Below are 11,544 nucleotides of genomic sequence, written 5' to 3'. Positions count from 1 at the left end.
AAAGACCAGTCGGCTCCGGCGGCCTGGCAAGACAAAATAGTGGCCTGGTACGAGCGCGATTTTACGTTACCCGACCGGGCCGAATCAGCTGATCGTTCGATGTTTCAGCTGACTTTTGGCGCCTGCGGCTACGAAACCCGAGTCTGGCTGAATGGATATCCACTCCGTACGATTGAAGGCGAAATGGTGCATTTTGGTGAGTACACGTCTTTTTCGTACGAGTTGCCGGAGGAGTACCTTCGGCCAACCAACCGCATCACCGTACGTATCGCCGACAGCATGGACGCAGAAATTCCGCGTGGCAAGCAGGAATCACACGTGTACAAGCGGGGGGGCATCTGGTATCAGACCTATACGGGCGCGGTACGTAGCGTTTGGCTGGAGACGGTCGAACGGAATCGGTTACGGTCGCGCGTGGGCGTTGTGAGCGAGGCCGAAGATCAGCTGGTACGTTTCAGCGTCACCACCCGCATTCACGATCCCGGCGATTACACGTTACGGCTTCAGGCTTTCGATCTGCACGCGTCCGAGCCGCTCGCTACGTCTGATTTCCCGTTGAAGCTGGACGCGGGACAGAAACAGCAGCGGGTCGTTCTCGAAATCAAGGACGTTCAGTTCTGGTCGCCCGAATCGCCTACGCGCTATAAACTTATCGCTCAACTCATTGATTCACAGGGATACGTAGCACAGATTGAAACCCGGTTTGGTCTGCGAAAAATAGAAGCTCGCGGACGGCATGTGTATCTGAACAACAAACGTATTTACCTCGACGGTATTCTTTACCAGCCCGGTACGGCTACGTATGAGGAAATGCAGCAACACATGCAATCCATGAAAGAACTGGGCTGCAATCTGGTTCGGGTGCACATTGCCGGAGTTGATCCGCGTATTTATAATCTGGCCGATAAACTGGGCTTGCTGCTTTGGGTAGAAGTGCCAAGTCCACACAGTTCAACGGCCCGGAGCCGCGAAAACCACCGGGCCGAACTGCTACGTATGGTATCCCTGATCAGTACGCATCCTTCGGTGGTCATCTGGAGCCTTTATAACGAAGACTGGGGAGCGCAGGACATTGCCACCAATCCCGATACGCGGCAGTACATCATTGACATGTACCACTATATGAAGCTGGCTTATCCGCAATATCTGGTTGTCGATAATGATGGCTGGCAGCACATCTCCTTCGAAGGACGACTAAAATCTGACCTGTTGACCGCTCATCTGTATACGCCCGATCCCAATCACTGGCGCAACCTGCTCGACCGATTGACAGCGGGTGAGCTGAACGGCGTAGCGGCTTTTCCACTCGTTGTTGGGGATCCATTCTTTTACAAAGGTCAGGTACCTTTGCTGGTAAGCGAGTGGGGCGGTTTTGGCTTTGCGAACTACGGCGGTCCCGATGAAGCAAATGACAGGGCAGAACGCATTCGCCTTTTTAAGAAAATGTTACGTGATTATGATATTGCGGGTGATATCTACACGCAGGCCACTGATATTGAGGATGAACGTAACGGCTTGATCGATCCTCAATCGGGCCAACTAAGTGTACCGACAGGTTTGCTTAATTCCAGAGAAATTCCTGTTGAAGCAGAACCGAAAGGTTAGTGGATAGCTGTAGAAAGAGGTTTTGCATACGACCCCATCCCGGGTCAAATGTTTATAGCTAATGGGTTTTCCTATAAACATTTGACCCGGGATGGGGTCGCACCTATTATCCATTTCAATTAATCTCTTGCAAGGAACAAAGCATCTAAACTCCTTTAGGACCGGGGGCGGCTTTAGAGATTTCTCAGTCGCAGCAGGGCAAGTGGTAAGGATGTAAATAAATCCGTTACGTTGATACCGTTTTCGACGGTTCCGTTTGTCTCATCCAATCGGTTTTCCCAATGAATTGGTGCTTCAGTCGGTATGAGCAGGCGCGTGTCCTGCCAGTCCAGCGAGAGGGCGTCCACTTGCTGATCGCGGCACAAACGAGCAATGCCCAACGGAACCACCACGACGTACCAAACCTGATTGTGCTGGCGGGCAAAGGCAACAACGTGCTGTTTATAGCGCCCTTCAATCGGTAGTGACACGTAACGACCGTTGGCGAACGTATCGATTTGTCCGTTTCGTTCTGTCAACAGTTTATGAATCAGCCAAAGTTTAATCCGGCCGTCGTAGCGTTTTTGCCAGAGTTCTGACCAGATAGTCGATGTATCTGCTTCCAGCAATTCATTAAGCCAACGCTGCCGTATGGCGAAATCGACAGGACGACGATTGTCGGGGTCGACTAGACTCAGGTTCCACAACTCGCTGCCCTGGTACACATCGGGCAAGCCGGGACACGTGCATTTTAGCAGGACCTGCGCCAGTGAGTTGACAATTCCCATATCCGCAATCTGCTGATGAAACGCCTGAAAACGCTGCCAGAACGTCCGTCTACGATCCAGTAGCCGGTGCGCAAAGTTGTTCACGGCTTTTTCGTACGCTTCGTTAGGCGAATCATACGTAGTATGGCGTTTTGCTTCGCGCAGGGCTTTTTCCAGGTATTCGCTCAGCCGATCCGGGAAGTCAGCATCTTCCTCACTACCGGGCATGGGATACGCCCCTATCAGCGTCTGGTAGATAAAATACTCATCATTGGCGTCAGGCGCTTCCACACTGGAATCATCATCTAACGTAACCGTGGCTTTATCGTTACGATTAAGCGACTGCCATGCTTTTACTTCCTCAATCCATTCATCAGCCAGATCAGGCAGTACGTTCAGCCGACTTCGAACATCTTCCCCCCGCTTAGTATCATGGGTCGACGTAGCGTTGAGCGCAAGGGCCCAATCTGTCTGCCGATCAATCATTTTCTGATGAAACTCATCGACCGTCAAGCCAAAAAACTCCGGCGAATCGCCGACCTCGTCGTGACCGATAAAGCGGTTGTAGGTATACATGAGCGTATCTTCTACCCCCTTGGCCATCAACGGCCCCGTGAACTGCATAGAGCGCTGATAGAAACGTAACGCCCGTTGTTTATACGTTTCATCATTATCCTGCGGCTTTGTTATCATTACGTCTTCGAGCAAGTCCACAGCGCCAGAAAGATCGGGTTTAGCCTGACGAATTCTAGCGAAAATCGCCTTTATAGCCGCAGATTCTTCCAGGGCCAGCGGCATCTGATTTCCATAGTAACGATAGACAGGACATTGGATTAAAAATTCACCGATAGCCGATTTTAACGTACTGGCAGACAGCGCATTCAATTTTCGTTCATCGACCAGATTCAGCTCCAGAAAGAGGTGATAGAGATTATCCAGCTCCCCCTGCATATGCTGATACAGAATATACGCTTTCTTATCGTTCAACTCCTGACGAACGACCTGCTTTTCGCCCAGTAATTCCCGATAAAACGTAGTGAAAGCCTGCTGACTGTCGGTACGCGTAAACAGATTATTAACGATCGCCAGATAAGCATAGCCCGTTGCGCCCTCAATTGGCCAATTGGTAGGTAGTTCCTCATTGTTTTGCAGGATTTTCTCAATCACGATGTACGCTTCGTCGCCCGCAAGTTCCCGAAGTTGTTCCAGATAACGAACCGGATTGTGTAGTCCATCAATATGGTCGACACGCAACCCGTGAAAAACGCCCGCTTCAAACAATGTTTTCGGTAGTTTATGAACAGCCTCAAATACGGCTGGCTCCTGAATATTCAGGCAAATCAGGCTGTTGACCGTGAAAAAACGCCGGAAGTTAATCTGATGATCTGTTTCTGAATAAGAGCACAGTCGATACGCCTGTTCATCAGCAATCCGCTGAATACTGCCAGAATCTTCGTTTATCACTTTCAGACGGTCTTCGATGTACGCACTGAACGATTTGTGCTGCATCTGCTCTGCAAAGGCGTTTAAAAATTCAGTGCTACGTAATGAATAGTCGTTAGAGTCTGTAAGTTGAAGTATTGGTTTAAGCTGCTCAACTAATACTTCTGCAACTGGCTCTTCTGACGGGCTGGCCGCTTGCAGAATCGTTACGTATGACCGCAGATGCAACGGATACGTAGTGCCCTGGTAATCGAACACGAACCGTTGCATCTGGTAATCTACCCGCAGTTGGCCTGCACTAATCACGTCTTCCAGCGAATCCCCCAGAAATGGAACCATCAGTCGGCCGTGGTGATGCGGGCTGGTCCAGTCAATATCAAAATACGTAGCGTATGGCGACAACTGCCCTTTCTCCAGTACGTCGTGCAACCAGGGGTTACGCGGGTGATACGCCATATGGTTGGGCACAATGTCTTGAAGCCAGCCAATGCCGCGTTCGGTGAGCTGCCGACTGATTGTCCGCAATTGCTCTTCCGTACCAATTTCGGGATTGATCCGCTGTGGATTCACTACGTCATAACCATGCACACTACCCGGCATTGATTCGGATATAGGCGACGCATAGATGGTTTTCACCCCCAGTTTATCCAGATAAGGAATAATCTGCTCGAAGTCAGAAAAGTTAAACTCTTTATGAAATTGGATTCGGTATGTTGATGTGATATTTTTCATAACCTTGTGCGTAAAGAATAATTGACTCAGCCTGGACGGTAATAGGTTCGGTTTCGGTCCAGAAATGAGGGGCTGTACTGACTGTTGTTGGGGCTGCTCCCTGCCACTGTTGAGCCGCCGAATCAAGCAGCTTATGCCAGGATTTGCCCTCCGCTACGGTGTCGACGGTGATGGACTGTGGTTGTTTGGAGAAATTCAGTACGCAGATTACGCGCTGATTCTCGTGCCAGCGATGCAGGGTTAGCACATCCTGACCGTCGTGGAGGTTTACAATAGCCTGTTCGCGATTCAGATTGTGCAAAGCGGGCAGCTGTTTACGAAGGGCAATAAGTGTCTGATAATAACGTAGCAGCGTTTGATAAGGCTTTTGTTCAATCAAATCCCATTGCAGCTTGGTCTGAACGAATGTACCTTTCTTCTGAGGGTCAGGCACGTCTTTGTCGTCGGAATGAAAATCCGCAAATTCGTCCTGCCGCCCCTTTTTTACTTGTTCTGCCAGTTCAGGCGAAGAATGGCTGGCGAAGAAAAGAAAAGGATTCGTTTCGCCCCACTCCTCGCCCATAAACAGCAAAGGAATATACGGACTGAACAAAACAGTTCCAGCCATTAATTTCAGCGTATCGAAGCTATACAACTGACTGGAGCGCTCACCTCGCTTACGATTGCCTATCTGGTCGTGATTCTGTGAAAAAACAATAAACTGACGACCCGGATTTTTATCGGCTTTGCGCCCGAATAACTTCTGCCGAACAGTTGAGAACTGTCCATCATATACGTACGCATCCCGGAAGGATTTTTTTAAATGGGCAAGGCCGTTAAAGTCGGCATAGTACCCAACTTTCTGCTCACCAACCGTTACCCGCAGTGAGTGATGAAATTCATCAATCCACTGCGCATCCATTCCGAAGCCGTTTTCCGAAAGCGGGTTGATAAAACGTGGGTCATTCAGGTCACATTCGGCAATCAGATAATGGCGTCGGCCGGTTTGCGTCATCAATTCATCGACCCGTTGCCGAAGCTCCTGCAAAATATGAACAGGGCTGCAATCTTTAATGGCGTGAACCGCATCCAGTCGTAGCGCATCGATATGAAAATCCCGAAACCACATAAGCGCATTTTCAATTACGTGCCGCCGGACGCCATCGCACCAGGCATCATCAAAATTAACGGCATCTCCCCAGGGCGTACAATACTTATTGGTCAGGTAAGGACCAAAATGACTAAGGAAATTCCCATCGGGTCCGTAGTGATTATACACAACATCGAGCACCACGGCTATTCCCTTGAAATGACACGCATTGATCAGGTGCTGAAGGGCCTGATAACCGCCGTAAGAGTTTTGAGCCGCAAACGTAAATACCCCATCATAGCCCCAGTTTCGCGAATCGGAAAACTGGGCAACGGGCATAATTTCAATCGCGTTGATCCCTAAGGCTTTCAGATAATCCAGTTTGTCTTCAATCGCCGTGAACGTTCCTTCCGGCGTAAACGTACCGGCATGAATTTCGTACAGAATGAAATCTTCTAAGGCAGGTGAGACCCATCCCTGATCTTCCCAGTGAAACGAAGCCGTATCGACAGCACGCGAAGGGCCTTGCATACCATCCGGTAGCGCCAGCGATACCGGGTCCTGGCATTCCATTTCGTTATCTAAAACGAAGGTGTATAACGTACCGGGCTTGATTGCCGTAGTTGTTACGTGCCAGTAGCCAAGTGACTGTTTTTGTAAGGGAATTGTTTCTAAGGACTCCACCAGCCTGATCGCTACGTTCTCTGGCGACGGCGCCCAAACCAGTACGTCGGCTCTATTTGAATCAGAAAAAGTTACGCCAAGTGTTCGTTTGTTGACAGTGAGTAGTGGTAACATACTAAATACATAACATTAATCATTATTCAGAGACGGTTCATCCAGAGGCTCTTCCGGTGCAAAACATGTTCTAAACCCCTACACTTTTTAAGTGTACGTTTTCACTCGACCAAGCCTGAACGTGCTTTGAGGAATGTGGAGGTAAAGACTCTATTCTTACGGCTGAATCCGGTACCAGATCGATCCGTATCCAGTTAGTTGTCCTGAGTAATTTCCTTCAGGGCTTAGTACTTTCTGGCTTTTGTCGGATAGGTTTACCAACTTTCGGCCAACCTTTACATCAGTGGTTAACTGGCATTGCTGAGGGTTAGGACTGAAATTATGGATCATCATGAGGGAACGGCCCTGCCAGTTGTAGCGAATCGCCAGTACGTGCTCCGACCCTGAATCGAGGAGTTCCCATTTTCCCCAGCCGATTTCGGGGCATTGCTTTCGAAGGCGCGCCAGCCGACTCACGTGATTCAGAAGCGAAGCCGAGTCCGAACGCTGAGTCGCTACGTTCACTTTGGTATAGCTGTAAGGGCCCTGACTAATAATGGGACGTACTGTTTTTGCCGTCGTTGAAAAGCCTGCATTTGGCGCGTCGGCCCATTGCATTGGTGTTCGGACGGAAAGCCGTTCTTTCAGATTCAGATCATCGCCCATCCCAATTTCTTCACCGTATCGAATTACGGGCATTCCCGGCAACGAAAACAGTACGCTGTACGACAAATCAATTAACCGCCGATCGCCCAGCATTGGCGCCAACCGACGGCGAATACCCCGATTGTAGAGTTGCATGTTCGGTTCGGGGCCAAATTTTTCATATACCTTACTACGTTCTGTATCACTTAAGCGCCCCAGATCGATTTCATCATGATTCCGGAGGAAATGAGCCCATTGGGCCGTTGGAGGAATGTTTTTTGTGTCGTCAAGCGCTTTGCGCAGCAATTTCGTTTCGGAGGTTGCCAGTGCGTAGAAGAGGTGCTGATTAGCAAAGAAATTGAACATGGTTTGCATGTTCTGGCCGTCTTTGCCGAAGTAAGGTTCTTGTTCTTTTGGGTCAACGTTTGCCTCGCCCAGCAAAATGGCATCGTTTTTATGCCACTGAACATATTGATGCAGCTGTGTAATAATGTCGAACTGGTGCTGGGGTTTATCAGGATCAAAATCGGCGTTTGCAATTTCAATCAGAAACGGAACGGCGTCTACCCGAAATCCTTCAATGCCTTTTGCCAGCCAATGGCGAACAATTTTTCGCATTTCGCGCTGAACAGCTGGATTCTGCATGTTCAGGTCGGGCTGTGTATCGTAAAACCGGTGGTAGAAATATTCACCAGCCTGCTTGTCAAACGTCCAGATATCTTTCTGTACGCCGGGAAAGACCATGCCTTTATCCCACTTCTTCGGCCGCTCTTCGGACCATACGTACCACGACCGATATGGTGATGCTTTGCTCTGGCGGGCCTGTTTGAACCACGGATGCTGATCGGAGGTGTGGTTGGTTACCAGATCCATCATGACACGAATACCGCGCTGCTTCGCCTGACGCATAAACTCGTCGAAATCCTGATCAGTACCTAAGCGGGGATCGATACTGTAAAAATCCGATACGTCATAGCCATCGTCCAGATTTGGCGTGGGCTGAAAGGGGGCCAGCCAAATACTCGTCACACCGACTTGTTTGAGGTAATCAAGCTGCTGCGTAATTCCTTTAAAATCGCCGACACCGTCCCCGTCGGAATCCTGAAACACTTCGACATCTACACTATAGACCAGTCCATTTTTATACCATAACTCTTCAATAAAATCAATGGGCCAGGGCGCTGGTGGTACTTTTTCGGACTCGGCTGGATCGGTTTTCTGACAGGATAGAAGAAAGCCAATACCAAGAATGACTAGCAGTTTTTTCATAACGAAGAAGGCGTATTACTAAAACCAACTGCGTATCGAAGCATTGTGTTGGCAGGAATTTCCATTTCCTCACTATATGCCGGGATAATTTATGTAGATACAATAAATTTTATAAATAAACCAGGAAATACTACGTATCGCCAATCATTTGCATACATTGAAAAGTTAGGTGCGCATGAGTAAGGATGAGATTAATTTAGGCGACTGGCAGCGAATTTTGATTGGGGATGCACCGGGCGAATTTTTACTGGAAGTGTTCATTCGTACTACCCTGATTTACGTAGCCTTGCTGGTAATTATGCGGCTTTTAGGAAAGCGCATGAATGGCCAGCTTACAAATCTGGAACTGGCAGTTATGCTGACCATGGGGGCCATTGTTTCACCTGCTATGCAACTACCCGACCGGGGTCTGCTGTCGGGCGCACTCGCGTTAGTTTGTGCTTGGACTTTTCTAAGAGGCACCAACTTTATCGGCTTCAAAAGCAGCAAAGCTGAAAAGATCATCCAGGGTACGGAAACCGTTCTAGTTAAAGACGGAATTATTCAACTGGATGAGATGGCCAAAAACCGGCTGTCGCACCAACAGATCTTTGCTGCGTTACGTAGCGAAAACGTATATAACCTGGGGAAAGTAAAACGTCTGTACCTGGAAGCGTACGGCATGTTCAGTATTTATCAGGATGAAGCCGAAAAACCCGGCTTGTCAGTACTGCCTCCATCAGATAAAGATGTCCAATCCATTCACCAGCACCCCGACGAAAAATTACTTGCGTGTACGAATTGCGGCAACATCGTTTCAGGGAAGCCTAAACCAACCAATTGCCCCATTTGCCAGGCTAATGACTGGGCCGACGCAGTATTATAAATAGCTATGAAAAAGGAAGACATCCATTTATACGACTGGCAACGGATTCTGTTTGGCGAAGTACCCGGCATTTTCTACGTCGAAATTCTGATTCGGGCGGCAGCTATTTACTTACTGCTGGTTCTATCCATGCGGTTGATGGGCCGACGTATGGCTTCCCAATTGAGCCGGAACGAAATGGCCGCGATGATTTCGATGGCTGCAGCCATTGGTGTACCTATTCTGGATGCTAACCGAGGCTTATTACCTGCTTATATCATTGCTGCAGTGGTTGTATTGACACAACGAATTGTTTCGTACTGGACTGCCAAAAATCAGCGTTTTGAAGCAATTTCGCAGGGTGATAACAGCGCGCTCATTGAAGATGCAGTCATGCAGTTGGATGCCATGAAGGAGGCCCGGATAACCCGCGAATTATTATTTGCTCAGCTTCGGTCAAGTGGCCTGATTCATCTGGGACACGTCAAGCGGCTGTATATGGAAGCCAATGGTGCATTCACATTAATAGAAGAGTCGAAGCCTAAGCCGGGACTTTCGGTACTGCCGGAGTGGGATACCGACTTCGTAAACCGGCAGGAAAAAGCGCCCGATCAGTACGTTTGTTACCACTGTGGCACGCTGCAGCCCAAAGCTGATCAGACACAGGCCTGCCCTACCTGCGGACGTAACCAATGGATACCTGCGCTTAAATAAAGAGTTAACTTATTACTGGGAAAAATCCGGATTTATTGCTATTTTGCTTCTTCACTTGAGTCGAAAAGGCAAAGTACAGAATGAGCTGGTGGATTGTGTTTCAGATAGGTCAGTGGCTGGCGGGGTTAGCAAATCCACCGCAGGATTATTTGGTGAGCGATGCAGTATTTTTTGCTCAACCTGATGCTCAGCAGATCATGAACCTGGATAAACCCGATATATTTTTGCTGGATATAGCCCTGTTTCAGGCAACGAACGAGGCAAGGCGGCAAGCGGGCCTGCCCATTCTCCAGTATGATCGGGCGTTGCACCAGGCCGCTCAGGGTCATGCAGAATCAATGGTTCAGCACGATTACACGGCGCACGAAGACCTGTACAACCTGGCCAGCCTGACGCTACTCAAGCGCGTTCAGAAACAAACGAACCGCTTCAGTTCGATCGGTGAAAATGTTGGCCAATATCAGACAATTGATACCCCCGACCGGTTTGGAGTGCGCTTTAGCTCCCGTCGTCGTCAGTACGAATACGTCGATCTGGAGAATAAGCAGGTTTATAAACCGTACACCTATGCGAGTTATGCCCGATACGCGGTCGTGCAATGGCTCAACTCCCCGCACCACAGGGCCAATTTACTCAATCCGCTGTACACGCATGTCGGTTGTGCCGCCCGATTGTCGGCCCGCCCCTTTCAGGAACGTCGGGCGCCATCCGGACGAGTTGTCCAGAATTTTGGAACGCAGCGTCTGGTTTCTCAGGCAGATTGATCTGTAATACCAATCCAGAATTAGTTTCTTTTTTTAGCGATAATTTGTTTTAAAGCGGGTTCAACGGCAAGGGCATGCCCATGTCCGAACGTAACGATAATCCGGTCGTAGTGATCGAGCGCCTGATCCAGTTTCGTCAACAGAATGCTATCTCTGGTCATTTTCGACACGCGGCCAATAAGACAGAAGTGGCAATCGCCCCCATTTACGTAATCGAACTTTTCGACATCTTCATTCAGACGTAGTACGAAAGGCCGTTTTACGTATTTCTGATACAGTTCTTTAAAATAGGATAACGATTGTTCATTGGAGGTTAACGGAAAACCGTCCTGAACAAACGACGTAATGACCTCATTAAAGTATGACTCGAACGATTCCTGCTGACTACCCATACTCAGATAAGGAATCACAATCCGCTCCATCACGTAGTATAAATACAATTCCTCTTTAGGATACCGCTTGAGCGTCAAAGCAAATTCGAGACTGTCCGGTGTGTCACCATTTACTAAACGAATACCTGCCTGATCACTTAAGTATTTCAGGCACCCTGTTTCGCCCGCGTCCAATATGGCTTTGTTTACACGTGGATAACGCAGACTTTTGTTCATTTGACCGCCTTCATTAAACGCAACCTGCGGTTTCAGTTGGGAGAAGTACTGCTGAATAACCGTAAACTGTTTATGCGTCGAATCCCGCACATGAGTGCAGCCAATGAAAACTAATCGTTTAGAGCCATTTGCTACGTCAATAACATAAGGGGGCTGCACCTGCTCCATCCGCTTACCAACATCGGTGTAATTAATTGTGTGAAACTGATCGATTTGGCGGGTCTTACCAGACTGACACGCAAGCAGCAGTACGTTGCCCAACAAAAACGTAATGAGTTGTCCTCGTGTCATACACCCAAAAATAACAGTGCAGATTGGCAATTCAATG

The 11,544-nt window shown here is 48.7% G+C and carries 8 protein-coding genes; 4 read left to right on the top strand and 4 right to left on the bottom strand.

The genetic code is table 11. From position 1 onward, the window contains the following. A partial coding sequence (locus ACOJS8_RS14145) for a glycoside hydrolase family 2 protein (RefSeq protein ID WP_420149194.1) occupies positions 1-1,605 on the top strand: 1,605 nt, incomplete at its 5' end. Between the two features lie 173 nt (positions 1,606-1,778). Here the strand turns inward: ACOJS8_RS14145 and treY are convergent. The 3 genes from treY to ACOJS8_RS14130 form a co-directional block, all read right to left on the bottom strand. Next, a complete protein-coding gene (treY, locus tag ACOJS8_RS14140; protein ID WP_420149193.1) occupies positions 1,779-4,526 on the bottom strand; it encodes a malto-oligosyltrehalose synthase in 2,748 nt (915 codons plus the stop codon). Further along, complete coding sequence (gene treZ, locus ACOJS8_RS14135) at positions 4,486-6,393, bottom strand: malto-oligosyltrehalose trehalohydrolase (RefSeq protein ID WP_420149192.1); 1,908 nt, start codon at positions 6,391-6,393, stop codon at positions 4,486-4,488. The genes treY and treZ overlap by 41 nt, the downstream gene beginning before the upstream one ends. A 156-nt stretch (positions 6,394-6,549) precedes the next feature. Continuing rightward, entirely contained in the window at positions 6,550-8,286 is a 1,737-nt protein-coding gene (locus ACOJS8_RS14130; RefSeq protein WP_420149191.1) for an alpha-amylase family protein, read from the bottom strand. A 175-nt stretch (positions 8,287-8,461) separates the two neighbouring features. Between ACOJS8_RS14130 and ACOJS8_RS14125 the strand changes: the two genes are divergently transcribed. The 3 genes from ACOJS8_RS14125 (at position 8,462) to ACOJS8_RS14115 (ending at position 10,608) form a co-directional block, all read left to right on the top strand. Continuing rightward, a complete protein-coding gene (locus ACOJS8_RS14125) occupies positions 8,462-9,151 on the top strand; it encodes a YetF domain-containing protein (protein WP_420149190.1) in 690 nt (229 codons plus the stop codon). 6 nt (positions 9,152-9,157) lie between these two features. Then, a complete protein-coding gene (locus ACOJS8_RS14120) occupies positions 9,158-9,844 on the top strand; it encodes a DUF421 domain-containing protein (protein WP_420149189.1) in 687 nt (228 codons plus the stop codon). Between the two features lie 80 nt (positions 9,845-9,924). After that, the gene (locus ACOJS8_RS14115; RefSeq protein ID WP_420149188.1) at positions 9,925-10,608 is read left to right on the top strand and encodes a CAP domain-containing protein; all 684 of its coding nucleotides are present in this window, start codon (positions 9,925-9,927) and stop codon (positions 10,606-10,608) included. Positions 10,609-10,628: 20 nt separating this feature from the next. Here ACOJS8_RS14115 and ACOJS8_RS14110 read toward each other — a convergent pair whose 3' ends face one another. Continuing rightward, on the bottom strand, positions 10,629-11,507 hold the full coding sequence (locus ACOJS8_RS14110) for a hypothetical protein (RefSeq protein WP_420149187.1): 879 nt from the start codon (positions 11,505-11,507) through the stop codon (positions 10,629-10,631). Positions 11,508-11,544 lie beyond the last annotated feature (37 nt).

The sequence above is a fragment of the Spirosoma sp. genome (genome assembly GCF_048594605.1).
Classification (GTDB): domain Bacteria; phylum Bacteroidota; class Bacteroidia; order Cytophagales; family Spirosomataceae; genus Spirosoma.
The sequence above is the reverse complement of the archived record's forward strand: the minus strand, read 5'-3'. Positions and strand labels throughout refer to the sequence as shown.

Coding starts and splice junctions, on each gene's coding strand:
- ACOJS8_RS14130 (WP_420149191.1), bottom strand. CDS start 8,286: ATGAAAAAACTGCTAGTCATTCTTGGTATTGGCTTTCTTCTATCCTGT.
- ACOJS8_RS14110 (WP_420149187.1), bottom strand. CDS start 11,507: ATGACACGAGGACAACTCATTACGTTTTTGTTGGGCAACGTACTGCTG.
- treZ (WP_420149192.1), bottom strand. CDS start 6,393: ATGTTACCACTACTCACTGTCAACAAACGAACACTTGGCGTAACTTTT.
- ACOJS8_RS14115 (WP_420149188.1), top strand. CDS start 9,925: ATGAGCTGGTGGATTGTGTTTCAGATAGGTCAGTGGCTGGCGGGGTTA.
- treY (WP_420149193.1), bottom strand. CDS start 4,526: ATGAAAAATATCACATCAACATACCGAATCCAATTTCATAAAGAGTTT.
- ACOJS8_RS14120 (WP_420149189.1), top strand. CDS start 9,158: ATGAAAAAGGAAGACATCCATTTATACGACTGGCAACGGATTCTGTTT.
- ACOJS8_RS14125 (WP_420149190.1), top strand. CDS start 8,462: ATGAGTAAGGATGAGATTAATTTAGGCGACTGGCAGCGAATTTTGATT.